The following is a 23,544-nucleotide window of genomic DNA, read 5'->3' on the forward strand; positions in this document are numbered from 1 at the left end:
AAAAACCTATTCAACAATATCCGTCCCAAGCAGGCCAATTGAGGGGTGACCCCGACGATTTGCAGGATAGGCTGGATAGAGAAACCCAATGATAGCGAAAATGACATGGTAATTAAGAAAAGGGGCGGCATTTATACTACCGGAAAAATCATTTCGGCGATGAAAGGCATTTAAGCTAAAGGCTAAAAGATAAGGTTCTTTCATTGCCTTTACACCAAAGCGACTAATTTTTAATTGCCGCTGTACTACTTTGGGGTGCGGATAGTCGAGATGGACAGCATAACCTTCTAAGCAAAAAATCGAACCTATAAGCGTACTGATCCAGGAAAAGTAGAACAATATCTTTTATTTAACAATTTTGTTAAACAAAATTGAATAATATAATTTACCTTTGCCTTTACCAAGAATATGGAGAAGCAATTATATGAGTTTGATAATAAAATCCCTTTCTTATATACATCCTGATAACCAACAGCTCTTTTTGGATCTCAACCTAACGATAAACAAAGGTGAGAAAGCTGCACTGGTGGGAATCAATGGCGCAGGAAAATCTACGCTGCTGCAGATGATCGCGGGTAGGATCATTCCAAGCTCGGGAGAGATTTCCTATCACGAAAAGCCATGGTACATGCCCCAGCACCTGGGCGAGTATGATCAGCTCAGCATTGCCGGTGCCCTTAAAGTAGATAAGAAATTAGCGGCATTACAGGCTATACTTGATGGTAGCGCAGAGGTGGATCATTTTTCAGTGTTGGATGATGATTGGGAAATTGAGAAAAAAGTGGAAGCTGCTCTCCACAAGTGGGGACTGGAAAATTTTGGTCTTGAAGAACAGCTGGGTAACTTAAGCGGAGGGCAGAAAACGAAAGTATTTTTGGCTGCTTTGGATCTTCATGACCCGGAACTTATCCTGTTGGATGAGCCCTCCAACCACCTTGATGCCAGGGCCAGAAAAAAACTTTATAGTTTTATCCTACAGAGTAAAGCCACTGTTCTACTTGTGAGCCACGACAGACATCTTCTAAATCTGATGAACAAGACACTGGAGCTCAGCAAGAAAGGCATAGAGGTTTTCGGTGGAAATTTTGAGTTCTACCAGCAGCAGAAAGAAGATAAAGTAAACGCGCTTCAGGCCCAGCTTAATGAGCAGGCCAAAACGTTAAAACAAACGGAAAAAAGGGCCCGTGAGGTAGCCTACAAGAGACAGCAGCAAGAATCCAGGGGCAGATCAGCCGGACAGGGGAATTCAATGCCAAGAATTATTGCCGGGGGCCTGAAAAGTAAATCAGAACGAAGTACAGCCAAAGTTATCGATGCACAACATGATAAAATATCCAGTCTTGCGGAAACCATGCGGGAAACCAGATCACAGATCCTACAGTATCAGGTGCTTAAGATCAATATCGGATCATCCGGTATGCATCCCGGGAAAGTTCTTGTTGAAGCTGAAAACCTCAACTTTGCCTACCGTTCAAACCGGTTATGGACCAAATTACACTTTCAGATACGTTCAGCAGACCGTGTACAGATAGAGGGTGAAAACGGAACTGGCAAAACTACACTGCTGAAAATCATTACAGCCAATCTGGAACCACTCGAGGGAAATTTTAGCCGGGCGGATTTTTCTTATCTTTACCTCGACCAGGATTATTCCATGGTTGACCCGGAACTTACCATATATGAGCAGGTACAGCAATATAATACCAGAGGGCTGGAAGAACATGAACTGAAGGCGACACTAATTTATTCACAGTTCGATGCAGCATCTTTTGATAGGAAATGTGACGGATTAAGCGGTGGGGAGAAAATGAAGCTTTCTTTATGCTGCCTTTCGGTAGGCAATCAGGCACCCGATGTGCTGATTCTGGATGAGCCGACAAATAATCTTGATGTACAAAGCCTGGAGATTCTTACCGCCGCGGTCCGGGATTTCGAAGGCACATTATTGGTGATCTCACATGATGAGTACTTCACCGCAGAGATAGGTATAAATAAAAAAATTATATTAGGTTAGAAAATTTCATAGCAAACAATGCCACTTAAAAATACCGGTACCGAAACGCTGATCAAAGAGACTGCAAAAAGACTATTTTTTGCTGAAGGGAAACTTCATGCCACTACCCAAGAGATAGCAGATGCTGCAGGTGTCAACAGAACATCCCTTCACTATTATTTCCGTTCAAGAGACTTGTTACTGGAAGCTGTTTTCAAAGAAGCCATGCAGGCACTCAGCGGGCGTATGAATGAATGCATGGCAGCTGAAAAACCGTTCAGGCAAAAAATCGAGGATCTTATCGAAGTATTTTTGAAAGATATGACGGCCTTTCCCTATCAGGAAACTTTTCTGGTGACCGAAATCAACACACTTGGCAAAGAACTGATAGAAAATATAAAAGCCGAACCGATCAATAATTTTTTAACGGAAGTTAAAGAAGAAATGCACAATGGCACACTGGAGAAAATAGAACCCATACATTTTCTGATGAACCTGTTCTCGCTGCTATCCTATCCTTTGATAATGGCTCCGCTTTACCGTCAGCTGTTCCAGATCAGCGAAAAAAAATTTTCTGAACTCATCGGTCAGCGTAAGGAAATAATCTTAAAAATGCTCTTTACAGAATGAAGAATGTCAAACAATTAAGAGCGAACAAAAAAGGAATCAGAAGGATACCGTTATTTAGCTCTACCCTTCTTTGAATTTCCTCCGTCATCAACCTGATTTCAATTATGTATTTTTAACTGGTTTCAAGGTATTTTCCTGAGCCAGTGGTTATGCTGATCCGGGATTTAGGATCAGCCTATGGACTAAGCGTTCATAACATCTACAGCAGGCCAGTTCAACCAAAATAATAAACGGACTCAGGCAGCCAGCTATCCCGGGAAACAATATAGTACTCGAAGCTTATGATCAATGCCCCCTATTGGCTACTGATCTTATCCCCCAGACTTGTCACACTTATTTTTTAAAGACGATTCCGCTCGAGCGAAATTGGATTGAGCGGCCAAATCGGCCTGGTCAACAAGAATATGACCGGTTAAAGAAATCCTTAAATCAGAAGCCCCTGGAAGAATACAATCAAAATAGCCACAGGATTTTGTCCTATGGCTATTTTTTTCATCGTCTGTAGCCTCAAACTTATACCTATTTAGCTAAAAAGGCATTGACAGCGGGAACAAACTGTTCATAGTTCTGGGTAAATGCAGAGTGTCCCGCATCTGGATAAATAATTAGTTTCGCATTGGGAAAGCTTTGCGACATATTGATCGAATTGATTACAGGTACGGGAATATCATTTTCTCCCTGTGCAATCAATACCGGCTGGGTAACTGTTTTAAGTTCCTCCAACGCATTAGGATAGGGCTGGGCCCAACCTAATACGGCAGTCAGCTCTGCTAGACTTGCTTGCTGGGTAAGTGGCACATCCCTGTTCACTGTACGTTTTTGAACCCTGCCCCAGGAGGCTTTACCGGCGGCCTGGCTTGCAGCGGAAGAAGTAAAAGCAAACTTTAAAAAACTGTCTTCCGGGCTCAGGCCGGCAGCAGCAGCCAACAGGTTAGGGAGATTAGAAAGTCCCTGACTTCCTTTAGGACCTGTGCCTGTCAGGATAATTTTATTTACTAGGTCTGGTTCAGTAAGTACAATCTGTTGAGTAATAAAACTTCCCATCGAGAAGCCCATTAAGTTAACCTTTGTCAATCCGAGCGCTTTAATGAAGGAAACTGCGCTTTGCGCCATACCCGCAATGTTATCTGGCGTTTTTCCGGTGGTTGCCCCAACCCCCTGAATGTCGAAAATAATAACTCTGTTTTTTTGTGCAAGGCCATTTGTAACCGCAGGGTCCCAGTCATCCATTGATCCACCAAGAGCGGATATCATGATAAGTGGCATTCCCTCCCTATCACCCAATATCCTGTAGGCATACCGAACATCTCCTGAGGTGACAAACTGTGTCACCGCGGTCTGATGATAATCCTTCTGAACCGGATCGGGTATTGATAGATGCTCATCATTCTTTTTGCAAGATGCCAGGCTTATTCCCATGCTGAGCACAAGGCAGACTAATTTCATTGATTGAAATTTAAAATTGATTTTCATAGAATTTTCTTTTTTATTGATATCCCGAAAGTAAGAAGGAGCAGAAAGTATTTTAACTACTTATAGAGTGAAACAGACAAATCTATCTTTGATTAAGACAAAAAGAGACTTCGTTTATCATCCGAAAATTGCATGGTCTTTTGACCCCAGAGGACAGCTGTTTATGAAAGGAAAAAATCCCCTGGCAAGCGCAATTGTGTATAACCCGGAGTAATCATTTTTTGCTGTTTTTCGACAGATAATTTAGCTTGAGAGCTTAAAAAAAACTGTAAAGCTCGAAGGGATAGATGGCAAATAATCTGAAGAAGGTAAAATTGTTGAACCGCCAACGCAACCAGTATTATAGTTTACGGGTACCGATAGTGCTAGGTAGGGAAATTTCTTTGAAATTCGGCTCACTACTTGAAAGCTGAGGTCAGCAGTAAAGCGAATGCTCCATTTCTTGATGACCTTAAGGCCCTAAGTTATTTATAGAGCCTAAACTGAAAAAAACCTGTGCTGGTGATCCGTTATAAAGAGTTACTGCCAATTATCGCTTTTTACAGGGACGAACCAAGCCCAGACATGCTATGAAGCACATTATTTGAAAGTGGGTAAATGACCCCAGGAGATTTATAACACTTCCGCTCCTGATTCCCTTGCGATTCAGGTTGCAGGTATTAAGATGGGGCATTTGATTTAGCAATGTATTGTATCATTGTATTACTTAGTAAATAATAGATGTGTTATGGCCTTGCCAAAACGGCGCTAAAAATAAGGGTTAAACAGCTAACAGCCCGCCGTTCTGACTTGGACAATCTGCTTATTATTTATGGGGACTGTGAATGCGGTTTTTCTTGTCGTACCGGGAGATTTACGTTGTTCGCACAAGTAATCTGATTTGCTTTTTGATATAAACCAGTGATACATCGTTTATAGAAGTCCTGACAAAATCAACGATTGGAAACTAGTGGAATCTCTAAAAAAGATGGCTTGCAACACTATTCCTTTTCACAGTGTTGCCTGAGCTGTTTGGGCCCTTGTGGCCATATATAGGAAGTGGTCTGCTTTTTCCAGCCCAGGGATTTATAAAACCCGTCAGCTCCGGGGGCGGCACTTAGGTTGACAAAATGGTAATTTTTCAACTCACTGTTCAGCGCCATTACAAGGTAGCTGCCTAGTCCCTTTCCCTGGTAGGCCGGGTCTACGACAACATCGGCTAGCATAGCATAATACCGACCGTCCCCTACAATTCTACCAAATGCAATAATCATGTCCCCATCATAAATAAAAAGCGTGGAAGTACTCATCTTAAAAGCTTTTTCTATCTCCTGTGCGACGCGGTATTTCCAGTTAATTTTCTTAAAGAGTTCAAGTACACGCTGCCAGTCGATTCCGGTCAAATCCGGATTTAGCTGATAATGATACGAGGGATTTTTTTCCGGTAAAGTCATTTAAAAATTCAGTATAGCGTGAATAAAAAAATAAAATTATAATGATGGTTTTAATTGGTTTTAAGTAATTAACCGTTGAAAGTTCTCACCCCAAACCTAACAGCATAAAGCAACTGTGGGATAAAGTTTTACAGGTTCTGCTACCCGGTCACCATGCATGACTGCGGCCATTAGCCCAAGAATAAATATGGCAAATACCAGGCAGATTAACAGCCACTCAAAAGAATCCAGTTTTATCATCACCCTATAACAACCATAATAAATGAGTTAAAGTTTTGTGCAATTACCCGCCCGTTGAGCCCTGCAAGAACAGCAAGACCTATAACATCAGCTTATAATGAGATTTATTTTCAGGAAAGCAAACAAAATATTATTTTTTTTCGCGCCATAGGTCGGCCTAAAAGAAAAATAGCATCGGGTTTATTAACGTGAGCAATTATAACCATGTCAGCCATGTTACCACTATAGACCTGCCATGCATCTTAGGTGCTCAGAAATTAAGCAAGAATGAAATTTAACCCGAAAACTTTCCGGTTTGCGAAGATAATCCTGACTAGTAGGTATAAAGATTAAACTACACCGGAATCGCTAAAACAGGATTAATAGCCCCTATTAGTTAAAGGAATTTCTAAACTCCAGGGGAGAAACATTGGTTTTAGTTTTAAATAGTTTACTAAAGGATTGCGGGTGTTCAAAGCCCAGCTCATAAGCTATTTCACTTATAGGCAGCTCAGTGGTTGTCAATCTTTCTTTTGCTCTTTCAATAAGCTTTTCGTGAATATACTGCTTTGCATTTTTCCCGATTAGTGAACGCAGCATATCACTTAAGTAACCCGGCGAGATATGCAGCTGTTCAGAAAGGTATTGTACGGTGGGGAGCCCGATATTGAGGGATTTTTCACTAATGAGATAACGATCCAGAATGGTTTCTAACCTTTGTAGTATATCATGATTGACTACTTTACGGGTAATAAACTGACGCTTATAAAACCGGTTCACATAACTGAGCATCAATTCTATCTGCGCAATAACAACCTCCTGACTGAACTCATCGACACCGCTGTTCAGCTCCTGTTCCATAATCTGGTAAATGGAAAGAATGATTTGCTTTTCCTTGTCCGATAAATGTAGCGCTTCGTTGGATGAATAAGAAAAATATCCATATTGCCTGATCTTTGTTGCCAAAGGATGACCCAACAAAAAATCGGGATGAATGAGTAATATATAACAATAGGTATTACTATTATAGTCCGTACTCCCTACCAGCTGATTGGGGGCCAAAAACAACATACTCCCCTCATCAAAGTCGTAGTAATCCTGCCCATACTTCAGCCTGCCACTATTTTTTGTGATGAAAGTAATTTTGTAGAAATTTACCACATCATAAATCGGCGCCATGTCGGTGTTAAACGGATTGTGCTCATTAAAATGTACCAGGCTAATGAGCGGATGCTGTGGCGCAGGCAGGCCAAATGCCTGGTGGCTTTCTGATATGGATATAAAGCGTATCAGCTTATCTTCTTTACTTTTCATTACTTAAATTTAATAAAACCTGTGACAATCAGCTTATCACAGGCCTGAAAATAAACCATTTTTACCAGGGAAGGATATTGTCCGCCCCGCTGAAGCCGGCCGGGCCTGTAAAACTGCCAGTCGGCAGATCTTCCGATAAAACCACCCTTACCGGTTCGATAGATCCTTCCTCTACGGTATCTGTTCCCTGAAAATTATTAAGGGCTGTCGCTGTGAAGCCGGGACTGACAAGGTGTACTTTGATATTGGTGTCCTGCAGGTCAATCGCAAGGGAGAGAAAAATCCCGTTAAGCGCTGTCTTCGATGCGCCATAAGCTGCATCGAAGGCTGAACGGTAAGGATTTTGGGGATTTGAATTGATTGTCAGTGAGCCCAATGCACTCGATACGGTTACAATCCTGGCAGCACGAGCATTGTGAAGTAAGGGCAAAAAGGCCTGTGTAAGGGCCAGCGTACTGAATACATTTGTTTCCCATACAGCCTTTAATTCGTTAATAGCAACGATGCTTGCCCGTTGTGATCCTAATACTTCTTCCATTGTCCTTCCTGATTTGCCAGCATGCGAGATTGCGGCATTATTGACCAATAAACTCAGGTATCCGGATTCAGTTCCCACTGTTTTTACTGCTGCCGCAATAGATTCTTGATCTGTGATATCAAGTTGGATGGCCCTTGCATTATCACCGATTTGCGAAGCCGCAGTTTCACCCTTAAGAAAGTCCCGGGAACCCAGGTAAACCAGATACCCATTATCGGCAAGGGCTTTGGCGATTTGAAATCCTACCCCAGTATTAGCACCGGAAACCAGTGCAGTTTTTTGTTCCTTTGATTGCATAACTGTAAGTTGATTAAATTATAAAGCAAAGATGGACATCAAAATAATTGGGCACGTATCCAAATCAAGAACTTTTGTAGCCATATTGAGGAAAATGATTTTTGTGCAGGATAATTTTCTCAGCAAGGCAAAAATGCACCTCAAGGCTTCTTTCAAGAGTTGATTGGTATACCTGATAATATCCAAAGTAAGCATACCGTTAAGGGAAAAACTGCGGGTTCTGGTATCATGGAAATAACATGAATCTTACCACTGATATCAGATATTTAGTAGAAGCATCTATCCAAGAATTCTCCACCAAAACGGCAATCTTTTCCACATTTCATTTTTTACTAACAATTTTAGCTTTATGTTTGTTGAATGATTTAGTTATACTAAAAATAATAGTATAAAATTATCTCAAATATCATGAATGCTAAAAAAGAATTATTTCAAAAATTGCAGCAGGATATCCTGCTGTGGCAGGGCTTTAAGCCTGTGGCCTCGGGCAAAGCTGAACGCATCGGGCTGGGAGATATAGAAGATGCATTTCCTGGTGGAGTATTCCCCAAAAAAGCAATCCATGAATTTATTACCGTATTTCCAGAACATTCTGCGGCAAGCGATGGCTTTATCGCAGGTCTGCTGGCCGTACTTATGGAAAACGGTGCGGCATGCGTATGGGCAAGTACATCGCGCCATTTGTTCCCTGCATCGCTAAGTCTTTTCAATGTTGAGCCCGAACGCATCATTTTTATGGATGTCCAGACCGAAAAAGAAGTGTTATGGATCACCGAAGAAGCGCTAAAGTGCGAAGGACTCGCTGCAGTAGTGGCTGAAGTTAACAATCTTTCCCTCATCGAATCCAGAAGATTGCAGCTGGCTGTTGAATCAAGTGGCGTAACCGGCTTTATCCTTCGGAAAGATGAAAATAAAACCGCAAGTACAGTGGCTACCGCTAGGTGGAGGATCAGCCCCCTACCCTCTCAGTCCGAGGATGGAATGCCGGGTCTCGGTTTCCCCCGCTGGCAGGTCGAGCTGCTGAAGGTGCGCAATGGCAATCCCGGGAACTTCGTGCTGGAATGGGCGGGAGAAAAATTCCAGGAAATTAAAAAAATCAAAAAACAACCTGTTTGGTCTGAAATGGATGGCAGACAGATTGGATAGATCATGCAAAGGCGTTTTGTTTCCATATGGTTCCGCCAGTTGCTCTCTGACTGGCAGCTTATCCGCAGGCCTGAGCTTTCAGGCGTGCCGTTTGTTTTTGCAGCGCCCGACCATGGCCGAATGATGATCACCGCAGTGAGCAGGTTGGCACATGGATTTGGTGTGGAAGTTGGAATGCGTGCTGCCGATGCAAAGGCCATTTGCCCCGGACTTGAGGTTCTGGATGATAAACCCGGAAGGCCAAAAAAACTGCTCAAGGGACTTGGCGAGTGGTGCGTGCGTTATTCACCAATAGTAGCCATCGACGAATTTGCGATGGATGGGTTGCTGCTTGAAGCAAGCGGATGTAGCCATCTTTGGGGCGGGGAACGCGGATACTTAAAAGAAATCGTTTCCAGGTTAAAAAGCAAGGGCTATTCGGTGCGCGTTGCAATAGCCGATACGCCTGGTGCTGCCTGGGCGGTATCGCATTATGGAACAGTAACCCCACTGATCCCTGCCGGAGCACATGTAGATGCTTTACTTAATCTGGTGCCGGATGCCCTGCGACTGGATGAAACAGTGTTGGCAAAACTTCGAAAACTTGGATTTTACCAGATCAAAAGTTTTATCGGAATGCCCAGATCGGTATTGCGCAGGCGATTCGGTGATGGTTTTCTTTTGCGCTTGGCGCAAGCCATCGGCACAGAAAACGAGGTACTCATTCCATTGCAGCTGCCTGTTGCATTCAGCGAAAGGCTGGCCTGCCTGGAACCTATTAAAACAAGAAATGGGATAGAAATCGTCATTAATAAATTGCTGGAAAAGCTATGCAAGCGAATGCAGGGCGAGGGAAAGGGAATAAGATCCGCCGTGCTTACCTGTTACCGGATCGACGGCAAAGTGGTACAGGTGGATATCGGGACTAGCGGAGCATCGCATGACATCCGCCACCTGTTCAAGCTTTTTCAGCTGAAGATCGATCAGATCAGGCCGGCTCTGGGAATTGAACTTTTTGTGCTGGATGCGCCAAAGGTTGATGATGTGGAAGTTCCCCAGGAAGAGATGTGGACATCAAAACCGGGCCTGGATGATAAAAGCGTTATCAAATTGCTTGACCGTGTTGCTGGAAAAGTAGGTTTTCAGGTGATACAGCGCTATTTGCCTGCCAAAAGGTACTGGCCAGAACGGTCGATACTCAAAGCGGTTTCGGTAACCGAAAAACCTACAGCACCCTGGAGGATAGATAAACCCCGGCCCACAGAACTACTCAAAACCCCTGCCCCGATAGAGGTGATGGCGATTATCCCTGATCATCCCCCAAAGTTCTTTATCTACAAGGGCGTTCGCCATATCGTCACAAAAGCCGATGGACCTGAACGCATAGCGCGCGAATGGTGGCTGGATCAGGGCGAACACCGGGATTACTACCAGGTAGAGGATGAGCTAGGAGGCCGCTACTGGCTGTTCCGTTCCGGACACTATGGGGTAGAAAATAAATACAAATGGTTTATCCATGGATTTTTTGCATAAAAAAAATAGGTTATGGCTTATAGTGAATTACAGGTGACATCAAATTTTAGTTTCTTACGGGGGGCATCCCATGCACATGAGCTGGTGGATCAGGCAGAGGCTTTTGGCTATCAAAAAGTAGCGATTACGGACCGTAATACCCTGGCAGGGATTGTCCGCGCCCATGCGGCATGCAGGGAAAAAAACATCAAGCTTATTCCGGCCTGCAGGCTGGATCTGCTCGACGGGCCAAGCCTGTTAGCATATCCAACCGACAAGGAAGCCTATGGGAGATTATCGGCGCTACTCACCCTAGGTAATATGCGGGCCGAAAAAGGCTCCTGCCACATTTCAAGGGCGGATGTTTATGCCCATAGTAAGGGAATAATCTTCTGTCTTGTGATGCCCGGAGAGCTAAACCGCAGGTTTGAATACGAGGTGAATTTTATCAGTGCGGTTGCTGAATACAAGCAGGCCTTTGGTGGGCAGTTATATCTGGCGGCTACCAGATCCTATATGGGAAATGATGATAAACTGATTTTTAGGACATCACAACTTTCGCAAAGTTACAGTATTCCTGTTGTGGCAACGGGCGATATCCATTACCATGATCCCTCGCGCCGGGAACTCCAGGATGTGCTGACATGCGTGCGGGAAAAATGTACAATCCAGGAAGCGGGGTTCCGGTTGCACCAGAATGCTGAGCGCTATATGAAAGAAGTATCCGAAATGGAGCGATTGTTCAGAAAATATCCAAGTGCCATTAAAAATACCATGGTCATTGCCGAAGCCTGTAATTTTTCGCTAGATGAACTAAAATATGTTTACCCCGAAGAAATCAACCAAAGCGGCAGAAGTCCAATGGAAGAGTTGGAGTTCCTGACCTGGAAAGGCGCTCATGAGTTCTACGGTGAAGAGATTCCTGAAAAAGTCGTTAAGATGATCCACCATGAGATGGAATTTGTGAGGCAGATGGATTATGCCAATTACTTTCTTTTTGTAGAGGATATCGTGCGTGAAGCAAGGTCGCGCGGGATCCTCTGCCAGGGCCGGGGCTCAGCGGCCAATTCTGCTATATGTTTTGTTTTGGGAATTACTTCGGTTAACCCCATGAAATTTGACCTGCTTTTTGAGCGCTTTATTTCTCCTGCCAGAAACGAACCTCCTGATATCGATGTGGATTTTGAGCATGAGCGGAGAGAAGAAATCATCCAGTATATCTACAATAAATACGGCCGTGACCGGGCAGCAATCGTAGCAACGGTTACCCAGCAGCACCAGAAGGGCGCAATCCGCGATGTGGGGAAAGCAATGGGACTTTCCGTGGATACGATCAATAGGCTTTCAAGTTCCATTTGGGAGTTTACCGAAGAATGGTTCGAGGGAAAACGGATTACAGAACAGGGCCTGAACCCAGATGATCCGCACCTAAAAAAAACGCTGGAGCTGACCTCCCAGATGATGGGCTTTCCCCGGCAACTCGGCCAGCATACCGGGGGATTTGTAGTGACGCAAGGCAAGCTTACCGACCTGTGCCCTATCCTAAATGCACGGATGGAGGACCGCACGAATATCGAGTGGAATAAAGATGATATCGATGCCCTCGGATTTTTAAAGGTAGATGTACTCGCCCTTGGCATGCTCACCTGCATACGCAAGGCGTTCGACCTTTGCCGCGACCATTATGGAAAGCATTTTACCCTGGCCAATATTCCCCAGGATGATCCCGGGGTTTATGATATGATTTGTTTGGCCGATACACTTGGCGTATTCCAGATCGAAAGCCGGGCGCAGATGTCTATGCTTCCCAGATTGAAACCAAAAGAGTTTTATGATCTGGTGATCGAGGTGGCCATCGTTCGGCCAGGGCCGATACAGGGAGACATGGTGCATCCGTACTTGCGCAGGCGAAGTGGCGAAGAGCCTGTGGTCTACCCTTCACCCGAACTGGAAGAAATCCTGGGAAGGACATTGGGCGTCCCTTTATTTCAGGAACAGGCAATGAAAATTGCAATCGTTGCAGCAGGATTTACCCCGGCCGAAGCAGATGGATTGCGAAGAAGTATGGCGACGTTCAAGTTCAAGGGACTAGTAAACCAATATGAGCAAAAACTCATTGACGGAATGCTGGCCAAGGGATATACCTTAGAATTTGCCAAGCGGATATTTCGTCAGCTGGAAGGGTTTGGCAGCTATGGATTTCCTGAATCCCATGCAGCAAGCTTTGCCCTATTGGTTTATGTGTCCTGCTGGCTGAAACATTATTATCCCGATGTTTTTGCTGCAGCACTGCTTAATAGTATGCCGATGGGCTTTTACCAGCCTGCGCAAATTGTTATCGATGCGCAGAAACATACCGTAAAGGTGCGAGAGGTGGATGTCAACCATTCGCTGTGGGATAATAAGCTCGAAGAAAGGTCGGGAAAATATTTTGCGCTGCGCTTGGGATTCCGGCAGATCAGCGGCATCCGCGCCGATGATATCGATACGTTGGTAAATGGACGCGGTGAAGGATATAAAAGCATTACCGCGCTTCGCGATGCAGGGGTTTCCATTGCGGCACTGGAGCGATTGGCTGATGCGGATGCTTTTCGCTCGATGGGAATGGATCGGCGCAAGGCGCTCTGGGAAGTTTCAGCCTTGCAGGATATGCCAGTAGAACTTTTCAAGGGACAGGCATCTGAAAGTGTGCTGGAAACGCAGGTTGAATTGCCGCTTATGGGAAAAGGGGAACATGTGGTGCAGGATTATGCCAGCATTGGGCTTTCTCTAAAAGCGCATCCGGTGAGTTTCGTGCGGTCACAACTGGATATGCTTAATATCCGAAGTTGCCATCATATCAACAATGATTCTACAGATGGGCAACTGGTAAAGGTCGCGGGTTTGGTACTCGTACGCCAGCGGCCCGGAACAGCAGGGGGCGTATGTTTTATCACTATAGAAGATGAAACGGGATCTTCTAATCTGGTGGTATTTGAAAAACTATTTGAGACCTACCGAAAGGAAATACTGCATGCAAGGATGCTAATGGTGGAAGGCCGGTTGCAGCGCGAGGGAAAAGTGGTGCACGTGATCGTTAGCAAGTGTTTTGATTTTACAAAAATGCTGGGCAAGTTGTTGCAACGAGAAGTGGATGAGTTGCCGGTACTGACCTTGGCTCGTGGTGATGAAAAAACGGCACCTTATCCATCGCAGAATAAACGGGCACAGGTCCGCGAGGAAGTGGCGAAAGAGGCATTTCACGGGGGCAGAAACTTTAAGTGACTAGTTTGGAACTGGCTGGGTATTTCGGGAAAGTGTACTCGCGTTTTCGCATTTATGCTGACACCTTGTTTCGCTCCAAGCTGTACGCCCTGATCTATAGGATTTCACCCGGCAGTTCCAATAAAATTTCTAAGTTTAGGTCAAATTAAAGCCCCATAGGTAAAATCGATACGTGGTGTGATCTTGCGCCCATCAGGTTGGATTTAAATGCTTCTGAGCGTTTTTTTATCTGATTTCCCAGTTTCACCCGAAGGTTGATGGAATGAAGATCCAAAGAAAAGCTTGAATTTAGAGGGCCGAAAGATAAGGAGCGCCTGGGGAAAGAGGTAAATTTGCAGCCGAGCCGCTACGCGTTCAGAGGGAAAGGAATGACTTCGCAAAAAATCCGGCAGCCAGATTCACGTACAGTTTGGAAAGAAAAGGAGTGTACAGTTTGAGTGAAATATGCAATTAAGTTTTCAAGTGTAAACCATATACCAATTTATTAACTGAAATGCGCCTGAGCATCAGAAAGCACATGCACCATATCTATTCCCTTACCAAGAACTCCTGAAAACAGATCGCCGGTTTCCTTTAGTCTATCAATCGCATTGAAAATTGTAAAATCTCTCATTTTCAGTCCTTTCTTTACTTCCTCCCACAATAGCGGCATCGACACGGTTGCACCAGGCTTGGGTCTTAGTGAATAAACACCTGCGATCGTGGCGCCCGGCCTGTTCTGCAGAAAATCAAGGTACATTTTTCCTCCGCGCTTTGAAATTGTCCGTTCTAAAGTAGTGAACTTTGGAAGTTCCCTGTTTACCTGCCGGACGATAATGTTGGCAAAAAGCTGAGATTGTTCGTAGGTATATTTGGCGCCAAGTGGAATATAAATATGCATACCGGTCGAACCTGATGTTTTGGGAAAGCTCGGAACGTCGATGGCATCAAGTATGGCTTTGGTAACCTGAGCCGCCTGGATCACCTGCTCGAAAGTATTTTTATCGGGATCCAGATCAATTACGCAATAGTCGGGATAATCAGGTGAGGTTGCCCTGCTGAACCAGGGGTTCATTTCAATACAGCCCAGGCTTGCCATCCATAAAAGAGTAGCCCTGTCATTGCCCAATAAATAGCTTTTCTCTTCGCCTTTCTCATTGGCATGGGGCATTGTCCGTGCCCAAGTTGGTGCAGTTTCCCTTACGTTCTTTTGATAAAAACTTTCTCCATGGATGCCGCCTGGAAAACGGTTGAGGGACATCGGCCTATCCAAAAGATAAGGTAGCATAAGTGGAGAAACCTGATCATAATAGTTGAACATGTCCCGTTTGGTAACTTTATCCTCCGGCCAATAAAGCTTGGAAAGGTTGGTGAATTTCAGCAGGTGCCCATTTACTTTTTTCTCCTGCCTTTCGGATGTGCCATCCAGCAGAAGCTTGCCGGTGGTTTTCAGCGCCTTTCCATTTTTAGGTGTTGGTGCTGCTGCAGGTTTTGCCTGTTTAGGACTATCCTTGAGATCATGTTCTAGGGCAACTTCATGCACAATGGATCCGGTATCTTTTTCTAATTCAAGCGCAACTTCCCGGGGCTTTTTATCTGCCCTTAATCCTTTGAAAGAGGCTTGTCTCACCTTGCCACCAGTAGTCAGTTCAGCAAATTCAATTTCACATACCAGCGTGGGCTTGAGCCAGGTTGGTTTTGCGCCCAGGCGCTGAGGGCGAAACTGCGAAGGTTCATCTACGTCGGGTTCCACCTCAAATGGGCATCTAGAGGTAGCGATCTTTTCGAATTCAGTCATAAGTTCTTTTTGGGAATTTTGGTTAAATCCTGTGCCCACCTTCCCTATATAATGTAGTATGCCTCTTGCATCATACACGCCAATGGCCAGCGCGCTAAAATATTTCTCGGTTCCTTCGTTTCGGGTATAGCCGCCAATGACCACTTCCTGTCTTCGCTTAGCCTTGATCTTCAGCCACTCCCTGGAACGGCTGTCTGCGGAATAGCAGCTGTCCGCACGTTTAGCGATGATGCCCTCCAGTTTCATTCTTCTTGCGGCCTCAAAAAAATCTATACCACTGGTCTGATAGGCCTCGCTGATCCTAATATTGTCATGAGCTTTGGGAATCACCTTTTCCAGAAGCTTTCTCCTATTTGCCAGAGTAAGCGTCAATAATGAATAACCTTCCAGCCATAAGATATCAAACACATAATAGATGAGTTTGGATCGCTGGGTATTCTTCCAGTTCTGTAGGGCACCGAAATCAGCAGTACCATCATCCTTTAGTGCTACAATTTCCCCATCAAGAATAGCATTTAGATTTAGATCCGTCAGCGTTTCAGAAACAGAAGTAAATTGCGAGAATTCTAAGTTGTTCCTGGAATAGATTGAAGTGCCGGAGGTACTTAAATAGGATAATGCCCTATATCCGTCCCATTTGATTTCGTAGAGCCAGCCGGGTTCATCAAATGGGGCATCAACCAAAGTGGCCTTCATGGGTTTTAGCCCTGTTGGCATATTGGTTTTTTCGGCTTCATCAAGTAGATGCCGATTTTCCGCAGGGATTATTCCATAGATTTTTTCCTCTTTGCCTTTTTTGGCTTTAGTTGTTTTTTTTGCCAATGGCTTATCAGAAAGCTGAATCCATACCGGAGCATGATCACTGGCACCCTGCCATCCCCTGACCTCCTTGTCCACTTCAGCTGAAGATAGTTTTTTCGCAAGATATTCGCTCAACAAAAAATGGTCAAGACGAAGCCCAGCGTCACGTTCATAGGCTTTCCTTAAGTAATCCCAAAAGGTGTAAATGCGTTTGCTAGGATAAAGCGTACGGATGGCATCCGTCCAGCCCTGCGAAACCAGGTTTGCATAAGCCGTTTTGATTTCCTCTTGGAAGAGCGCGTTGTTTCTGTATTTTTCCGGCTTATAGGTGTCAAGATCCGTAGGCATTACGTTATAGTCGCCCACTAACATTACCGGCAATCCCGTTGCTAACAAGGTTTTGCCATGTGCCAATAATCTTGAAAACCATCTTTTTTTATATTCGAACTTGGGTCCCGGGTAAGGGTTACCGTTGGGAAGGTAAAGACAGCCAATGACTATCCCAAAGGTAAAAACCTCAAGGTAGCGGCTGTGGGTATATTCACTATCCTCGCCAGGCAGGTCGCGCCTTAATTCTTTGATCTCGTTTTTGGAAAGCACCGCTACGCCGTTCCAGCTTTTTTCCCCTTGCCAGATGGCATGGTAGCCGGCATCTTTTAATTTTTGTTCAGGGAAATTCTTGTTCTCGCATTTAAGCTCCTGAAGGCATACCACATCCGGACTGGTGGTTTTAAGCCAGCGCAGCAAATTGTCCAAACGGCCGTTGATACCGTTGATGTTGTAGGTTGCGATTTTCATGGAGGCTAAAAAAAGCCCCAACCGGGGCTCATCGTATTTACTTAACCTTTTTTTCTATAGTTTTTCGCTGATTGCCGCTTGTTTCCTTGGCATCTTTTATCTTGCCAGGTTTAACATCCAGTTTATTTGCTTCATAGTTGATTTCGTGGTCCTGGTTGGAAACCGAATTACGTTCCACTTTTGTTCCTCTTGCCATAATGTTTTTCTTTTAGTTTAATATAAGAACATCAGATTTTCGAATTGGTTTTCGACTTAATTTGGCTATGATAATTGCCTACCATAGCTAAAACCCATGTACCCGATCAAGCACGAAAAAACCTAATTCATTTTTGATCACTAATGAAAATACCCTGATGCATTATCAGACCGCTCCATTATAAGGCTAATTTCACCTTTCATATTCCAAAATGGTGTTAAATATTTCGATTCCTCAAAACCTATGGTCAAAAGGAAATGTTACCAAAGAAAATCGGAATATGAAAAACAAAAAACTACGCATCATCCTCTCAGTGCTAGCCATCTCGGCTGCACTGGGTGTACAGGCCCAACGTGGTCTCCCGCCCAAAGATGTTACCCGATCCATGTCGGTAACCAAGTATGCCCAGGTAATGGAATTCAAGCCTGAAATGGTCAAGCTGTTAAAAGTTCCTGCCGGGTGGCAGGTAAATGTTGCAGCTTCTGGCCTGGGTAAACCGCGCATGTTATATACCAGTCCATCGGGAAATGTCTACGTTACCCGCAGGGATGGAGGCGATGTTCTTTTATTGGAGGATAAAAACAAAGATGGCAAATTTGAAAACCTGGTCACGGTTGTGTCTGAATTTAAGGGTGTCCATGGCATTACCATGAAAGACAACTGGATGTACCTGTGCAACAGCAACGAAGTCCGCCGTTATCCCGTTAAACCCGACGGCACACTTAATATAGATGGAAAAGAAACACTGATCAAAGATCTTCCTGACGGCGGCCAGCATCCAAACCGTACCATGGACTTTGGACCTGATGGCATGCTATATATCAGTGTGGGTTCGTTATGCAACGACTGTAAGGAGAGTGATAAGGAAACTGCGGTAATGCTGCAGGTAGATCCAAAGGACTGGAGCAGAAAACTGTACGCCAGCGGTCTGCGCAATACTATTGGTTTCGACTGGCATCCCCAAACCAAAGAACTCTGGGGAGTAGACAACGGAGGCGATGCCAAAGGCAGCGAATGGCCACCTGAAGAAGTGAACCGGATAAGACAGGGCGCAGATTACGGCTTCCCCTATGCCTATGGAAAAAGAGAGGTAGATAAAAGCCGGGAAGATCCTGCCGGAAATACAAAAGAAGAAGTTGTTAAGGCAACCGAACCATCGGTGTTGGAACTTACAGCGCACATGGCCCCGATAGCCTTTAGCTTTTTCAGGGGCGCATCGAATATCCCTACAGAATGGTCGGGAGATGGGCTGGTTGCATGGCACGGATCCTGGAATGCGGAAAAGCCGGTAGGCTTCAAGGTACAGCGCATCCACTTTGAAAATGGAACAGCAGTAAAAGCGGAAGATTTCCTCACCGGATTTTTACAGGGGGATTCCCGTTTTGGAAGACCTGCCGGGATTACAGTAACTAAAGAGGGAACAATTTACATTTCGGATGACGCATCCGGTAATATTTACGTAGTAAAAAAAACGAACTAAAATGAAAAAGATCACATATGTTATTTTGGGCGGGATCTGTATTGCAGGCGTTGCCGCAACGAAGCCCGAGCCTACCCCAAGAATAGAATTTGAGGCACTGGAAAGTTACCCCGAAGGGATCGCCTTCGATAAAGCTGCAAATGTTTATTACGTGTCCTCTGCCAGGCTGGGAAATATAGGTAAGGTTACTCCACAGGGAACTTATAGCGTGCTTTACGGTGAGAATACTTTGAAGTCCACCTATGGTCTTAAAATCCATCCCGATGGCAAGCGACTGTTTGCCTGTGTGGGCGATGCCAATTACAGCAAATATACCAGTCCCGCTACCAGGACCAAGATGGCAAGGTTGATCTCAATAGAGCTGTCCTCCGGCAAAAAACTTTCTGATGTGGACCTCTCTACTCTTTTACCCGGTAAGCACTTCCCTAACGATCTAGCTTTTGACCTTCTGAATAATGCTTATATCACGGACAGCTTTGCAGGAGTAATCTATAAAGTCTCGGCTGATGGAAAGGCTTCTGTATTTTGCCGGGATGAAACTTTCAAAACTGAAGGCGTTGGGTTGAACGGAATTGTTTTTCATCCCGATGGATTTCTCATTGTAGACAACAGTGCTAAAGGCCAGCTTTTTAAAGTGGATATCAAAAATCCAAAAAGCGTAGCAAGAATAGATATTGACCAGTTCTTCCTGGGTGCAGACGGACTGCTGTTAAGCGATAAGAATACGCTTAATATGGTTGTAAACGGAGGAAGTGATAAAATTTATCAGCTTAGCTCTACCGACGGCTGGAAAAGTGCCAAAGTAGCCGGGTCAACGCTTGCTACAGATCGTTTCACCTATCCTTCTACCGCTACCCAAAACGGAAATGATATCTGGGTGATGAATGCACAATTTAATCAACTGTTGGACAGCAATCAAGTGCCGGTTAAAAAATTTGCCATCCAGAAAGCGGTATATAAACCTGTCAAACCCTAAAAAATCCGGCCAACAGGAAAAAGGTGGCAGGTAATGAGCATAAACAGTTTCAAATATTTAAGCCGAATACTCTGAGCGATACGAGAGGTTAAATATCTTATCAACTTAAGTGGAGGCAGTCAAGTATAGCGTCCCGAATCAAGAGTTCACTTTGATGATAATACACATTGATTGTCTCAATAATACTTAAGCATTGCCGCTTCTTGACTCTCAAGAAAACGGCAATGTCCTAACGTTTGTAACCGTCAATACAATCCATCATTGAACTTTTCAAGAGCAGAAAGTGGGTTTTCGAAATGTTCTGCGTACTGCCGGGCTGTTTCACCTACATATATCTCATAAGTATCTGCAGTGATACCCTGAAAAATATTCTCTGCTACTACGCTTGGGGGAAGACCATTTTCGCCACCCATGTCTTTGGTTGCTTCTGTATTGATCAATGAGGGCATTACCTCAAACAGTTTGATGTTAGTATTCCTTGATAATGTAAGTCTGAGTGCGACTGTATGAGAATGCAACGCAGCCTTGGTGTCCGAATAAGTTGGTAACAAAACCAATGGATGAAAAGAAACGTTGGAAGTGATGTTGACAATCGCAGCTTCTGACTGGTTTTTAAGTACTGGCAACAAAAGCTCAGTGAGTCGGACCACAGCGAAATAGTTTGTTTCAAATTCCTGCTTTGATTTCTCATACGCATTCGCGCTCTCGCCTAGCCTGTAGAGGCTTGCTACCCCTGCATTATTAATTAGCACAGCTAAATCTTTATACTGCGCATTCACTTTTGATACCAGCGCCAATACCTGCTGTTCATCAGTAACATCACATACAATGAAATCCAGGCCTAATTCCGCGGCGGCTTTTTCAATTTTAATTGCATTACGACCAACGATAATGACTTTGTTTCCTTTTTTGCTTAGCGATTGTGCTGTAGCGAAACCGATGCCTGATCCTGCGCCGGTGATAAGTATGGTTTTATTTGTTAAATCCATGTGTTTATTTGATAACTAATAATTTTGCGTTGTTTAAGCATTCTTGAGTAATACCAGGAATGCCAGTTGCTTTCTTACGACATTAGACCGGCTATAAAATGCCGGGAGCACATATTTGCGCTGCAATTTGCAGATTAACTTTTAGCGGAACTGCTTGCGGCTGCTCTATCGCGAAATGATATTCCATTTGAATTTATATTTCACTTAAAACTGTTGATACAGGCATTGCTGATAATTTGCCTTTTATACCTTCGAAGAATTTTTTAGTGTGTTCAGCGTTCATGTGAATATCAAGCGCCTTTTTCGATTTAAAAACTTCAAAAAAAACCAGCGTATCTGGCGCACCTATTTTATAGGTCTGGTAAAAAGCTTCGCAGCCTGCCTCCTTTAAGGTAGGAATAAGGGATTTAGCCGATAGGGCTTTAATCTCCTTCAAATATTGGGGAAATACAGGCAGCTCTGCCAGCACGATTACTTTTGTATTCGTCATTGGTTCAAAATTTAAATGATATGGAAAATTTCTTTTTTTTCTTTACGCACTTTTGGGATAGCAGCAAACTCATTCTCCTCGTCACGGTAACCTATGACAAAAAGTAGGGCGGAAGCGAGGTTTTTACTTTTAAGATCAAGGATTTCATCAATGGCCGACTTATCAAAACCTTCCATCGGGGAAGCATCAACCTGGGCTACCGCAGCAGCTGCAACAAAAATACCAACAGCCAGAAACGCCTGTTTTTCGGCCCAGTCAATACGCTGCTCATAATCGAGTTTGTCGATAACTGAATTTACGAACTGCTCACGGGCTTCAAGGTTTTTCCTGGCGGTCTTTCTTGCAATAGCTGCCTTGTCTATATAACTGGCCACGGTATGCTCATCGATATTGGTTTCAACTGCTAAAACCAATACATGTGCACCGCTGGTAATCTGGGGCTGTCCATATGCTGCTGCGCTGATTGCTTCCAGTTTGGCTTTGTCTTCTATAAGCAGGAACTTGTATGGCTGTAACCCGAACGATGACGGTGCTAATCGAACGGCTTCAGTGAGCTGCTGGAAAACAGCATCAGCTACTTTTTTTGAGGTGTTGTAGTTTTTGGTGGCGTAACGCCATTTGAGGGCTTCTATTAATGACATAATTTTATTTTCTTATTTAAAAAATTAGTTGTATTTTTACTTGCATTTTGCAAGCAAACAAAGATGTGCTTTTACTTGCAAAACACAAGTATTATTTAAACATTTTTTTGTCATGAAAACAATTACCAAGCGCTCAGGATGTCCTGTAAGTTTTTCACTCGATTTTCTAGGGGATAAATGGACCTTACTCATTTTAAGGGATATGGTACTCTCGGATAAAAATAGTTATGGTGATTTTTTAGCATCAAATGAAAGAATAGCCACCAATATCCTAGCCGACAGATTGAATACACTTGAACAATATGGTTTTATTATAAAAAGGGTGTCACCTGAAAAAAAGAACAAGTTTTTATTCAGCCTGACCGAAAAAGGGATCGAACTGGTCCCGATATTAATGGAACTAACGATATGGGGATCGAAATATAATCCTCCCGGGAATGAAAAGTTATTAAAAGCATTAGCAGATGACAAGGTGGGAACCATACTGAAACTTCAGCAGAAACTAAGGAATGCAATCCCATAAATGCCTTGAACCATACAAGCTACACGCGATACATGAAACATATATTAGATAATCCGGTATGGGAAGCACTGATAAGCGGAAATGCGCGTCTTTCCCAAGGGAGTGGACCCGTGAGGTATTTACCACGCGACATTTCGCCCTTTGCCGGGATGAAAGAATTTTCGGCCAAGAATTTTAAAACACTATATGAGCTTTTTCCATTTGAATCACCTGCAGCGATATTTACTGATGAAAAGTTCTTAGTCCCGGATCCATGGCATATCATCAAGCGGATCGATGGCTACCAGATGCTACTGATTAAAGCGCTGCAACCTCAACCGAGTGATATAAATATTGTAAAGCTTGGAAAACAGCATGTGCCGGCAATGCTTGCACTTACCATACAAACCAATCCAGGCCCTTTTTTAAGCAATACGATTGCCTTTGGCAACTATGAGGGGGTTTTAGACAATGGAAAGCTGGTAGCAATGGCTGGCCAAAGGTTACACAGCCATAACTTTGTCGAAATAAGCGCTGTTTGTACCCATCCGGATTATCTGGGAAGAGGTTATGCAAGTCAATTAATCCTAAGTCAAATCCGGCAGATACAAGCCAATAGTAAAACGGCATACCTGCACGTCAAGAGAGACAATGAACGTGCAATCAAAATATACCAGTCTATGGGATTTGAGATTAGAAAAGAAATGGTCATTTATATCATCGGGAAAACATAAGCTAAAAATGCTGCCGAAGATGCGAACAATTGGGCGGAAATGATTTTCGCAATCATCAGATGAGACTACATCTATTTGATTATTATAGCAATAATTGTTTAGAAAGCAATAATAGATGATCCAGACCCTATCACGCAAATAAAAAGCTAGCAGTCAGAACTCAGGAAAACCATTTTAAAAAAGCCTGGAGTGTGAAACTTAATCCGGTTGCTGACTGCGGCGGAAATTAGAGGTCCTTTTTCAGCTCTGCGAAATTCTAGCATGCTTTCTAGACATAGTATTATGCGTTAACTTCAAGTGGTATTCAGGGTATATGATGTCTCTATATCACCAAAGCAGTTACTTCCTTTTCTTATCCTTAC

Annotated in this window: 19 protein-coding genes; 9 read left to right on the plus strand and 10 right to left on the minus strand. The window is 43.9% G+C overall.

Annotation, left to right across the window (positions count from 1 at the left end; translation table 11 throughout):
• Positions 1-6: 6 nt before the first annotated feature.
• A complete protein-coding gene (locus DRW42_RS00295) occupies positions 7-339 on the minus strand; it encodes a hypothetical protein (RefSeq protein ID WP_113946835.1) in 333 nt (110 codons plus the stop codon).
• Between the two features lie 142 nt (positions 340-481).
• Here DRW42_RS00295 and DRW42_RS00300 point away from each other — a divergent pair, with 142 nt between their 5' ends.
• Positions 482-2,014 (plus strand): ABC-F family ATP-binding cassette domain-containing protein, encoded by a 1,533-nt coding sequence (locus DRW42_RS00300; protein ID WP_208643462.1) that lies wholly within the window; start codon positions 482-484, stop codon positions 2,012-2,014.
• A gap of 18 nt (positions 2,015-2,032) precedes the next feature.
• Positions 2,033-2,623: a TetR/AcrR family transcriptional regulator gene (locus tag DRW42_RS00305; protein ID WP_113946837.1), complete on the plus strand. Its 591-nt coding sequence runs from the start codon at positions 2,033-2,035 to the stop codon at positions 2,621-2,623.
• 519 nt (positions 2,624-3,142) lie between these two features.
• On the opposite strand, the gene DRW42_RS00310 is transcribed toward DRW42_RS00305, so the two are convergent.
• From DRW42_RS00310 to DRW42_RS00325, 4 genes are all read right to left on the minus strand, one after another.
• Positions 3,143-4,096, minus strand: a complete 954-nt coding sequence (locus tag DRW42_RS00310; protein WP_113946838.1) for an alpha/beta fold hydrolase — start codon at positions 4,094-4,096, stop codon at positions 3,143-3,145.
• A gap of 980 nt (positions 4,097-5,076) precedes the next feature.
• A complete protein-coding gene (locus DRW42_RS00315) occupies positions 5,077-5,529 on the minus strand; it encodes a GNAT family N-acetyltransferase (protein ID WP_113946839.1) in 453 nt (150 codons plus the stop codon).
• A gap of 612 nt (positions 5,530-6,141) precedes the next feature.
• Positions 6,142-7,062: a helix-turn-helix domain-containing protein gene (locus DRW42_RS00320; RefSeq protein WP_113946840.1), complete on the minus strand. Its 921-nt coding sequence runs from the start codon at positions 7,060-7,062 to the stop codon at positions 6,142-6,144.
• Positions 7,063-7,123: 61 nt separating this feature from the next.
• Positions 7,124-7,897 carry an SDR family NAD(P)-dependent oxidoreductase gene (locus tag DRW42_RS00325; RefSeq protein ID WP_113946841.1) on the minus strand — a complete coding sequence of 258 codons (774 nt, stop codon included), beginning with the start codon at positions 7,895-7,897 and terminating at the stop codon, positions 7,124-7,126.
• 408 nt (positions 7,898-8,305) lie between these two features.
• Here DRW42_RS00325 and DRW42_RS00330 point away from each other — a divergent pair, with 408 nt between their 5' ends.
• The 3 genes from DRW42_RS00330 to DRW42_RS00340 are packed head-to-tail and all read left to right on the plus strand — an operon-like array spanning position 8,306 to position 13,798.
• Complete coding sequence (locus DRW42_RS00330) at positions 8,306-9,043, plus strand: ImuA family protein (protein WP_113946842.1); 738 nt, start codon at positions 8,306-8,308, stop codon at positions 9,041-9,043.
• Positions 9,044-9,046: 3 nt separating this feature from the next.
• Entirely contained in the window at positions 9,047-10,555 is a 1,509-nt protein-coding gene (locus DRW42_RS00335) for a Y-family DNA polymerase (protein WP_113946843.1), read from the plus strand.
• 12 nt (positions 10,556-10,567) lie between these two features.
• Positions 10,568-13,798: an error-prone DNA polymerase gene (locus tag DRW42_RS00340; protein ID WP_113946844.1), complete on the plus strand. Its 3,231-nt coding sequence runs from the start codon at positions 10,568-10,570 to the stop codon at positions 13,796-13,798.
• A 484-nt stretch (positions 13,799-14,282) separates the two neighbouring features.
• Here the strand turns inward: DRW42_RS00340 and ligD are convergent, their stop codons facing one another.
• Together ligD and DRW42_RS00350 are read right to left on the minus strand one after the other, a co-directional pair.
• Positions 14,283-17,174: a DNA ligase D gene (gene ligD, locus DRW42_RS00345; RefSeq protein WP_113946845.1), complete on the minus strand. Its 2,892-nt coding sequence runs from the start codon at positions 17,172-17,174 to the stop codon at positions 14,283-14,285.
• A gap of 37 nt (positions 17,175-17,211) precedes the next feature.
• Complete coding sequence (locus DRW42_RS00350) at positions 17,212-17,370, minus strand: DUF3606 domain-containing protein (RefSeq protein ID WP_113946846.1); 159 nt, start codon at positions 17,368-17,370, stop codon at positions 17,212-17,214.
• A gap of 280 nt (positions 17,371-17,650) precedes the next feature.
• Here DRW42_RS00350 and DRW42_RS00355 point away from each other — a divergent pair, with 280 nt between their 5' ends.
• On the plus strand, positions 17,651-18,850 hold the full coding sequence (locus DRW42_RS00355; protein WP_113947166.1) for a PQQ-dependent sugar dehydrogenase: 1,200 nt from the start codon (positions 17,651-17,653) through the stop codon (positions 18,848-18,850).
• Between the two features lies 1 nt (position 18,851).
• Complete coding sequence (locus DRW42_RS00360) at positions 18,852-19,826, plus strand: gluconolaconase (RefSeq protein ID WP_113946847.1); 975 nt, start codon at positions 18,852-18,854, stop codon at positions 19,824-19,826.
• 245 nt (positions 19,827-20,071) lie between these two features.
• Here the strand turns inward: DRW42_RS00360 and DRW42_RS00365 are convergent, their stop codons facing one another.
• From DRW42_RS00365 to DRW42_RS00375, 3 genes are all read right to left on the minus strand, one after another.
• On the minus strand, positions 20,072-20,815 hold the full coding sequence (locus DRW42_RS00365; protein ID WP_113946848.1) for an SDR family oxidoreductase: 744 nt from the start codon (positions 20,813-20,815) through the stop codon (positions 20,072-20,074).
• A gap of 193 nt (positions 20,816-21,008) precedes the next feature.
• Positions 21,009-21,305, minus strand: a complete 297-nt coding sequence (locus DRW42_RS00370; protein WP_113946849.1) for a putative quinol monooxygenase — start codon at positions 21,303-21,305, stop codon at positions 21,009-21,011.
• An 11-nt stretch (positions 21,306-21,316) separates the two neighbouring features.
• Positions 21,317-21,946: a nitroreductase family protein gene (locus tag DRW42_RS00375; protein ID WP_113946850.1), complete on the minus strand. Its 630-nt coding sequence runs from the start codon at positions 21,944-21,946 to the stop codon at positions 21,317-21,319.
• A gap of 112 nt (positions 21,947-22,058) precedes the next feature.
• Between DRW42_RS00375 and DRW42_RS00380 the strand changes: the two genes are divergently transcribed.
• Both DRW42_RS00380 and DRW42_RS00385 read left to right on the plus strand, forming a co-directional pair.
• A complete protein-coding gene (locus DRW42_RS00380; protein WP_113946851.1) occupies positions 22,059-22,469 on the plus strand; it encodes a winged helix-turn-helix transcriptional regulator in 411 nt (136 codons plus the stop codon).
• A 32-nt stretch (positions 22,470-22,501) separates the two neighbouring features.
• Positions 22,502-23,182 carry a GNAT family N-acetyltransferase gene (locus DRW42_RS00385; protein WP_113946852.1) on the plus strand — a complete coding sequence of 227 codons (681 nt, stop codon included), beginning with the start codon at positions 22,502-22,504 and terminating at the stop codon, positions 23,180-23,182.
• The last annotated feature ends 362 nt before the right edge of the window (positions 23,183-23,544 follow it).

The sequence above is a fragment of the Pedobacter miscanthi genome, from assembly GCF_003315595.1.
GTDB lineage: Bacteria > Bacteroidota > Bacteroidia > Sphingobacteriales > Sphingobacteriaceae > Pedobacter > Pedobacter miscanthi.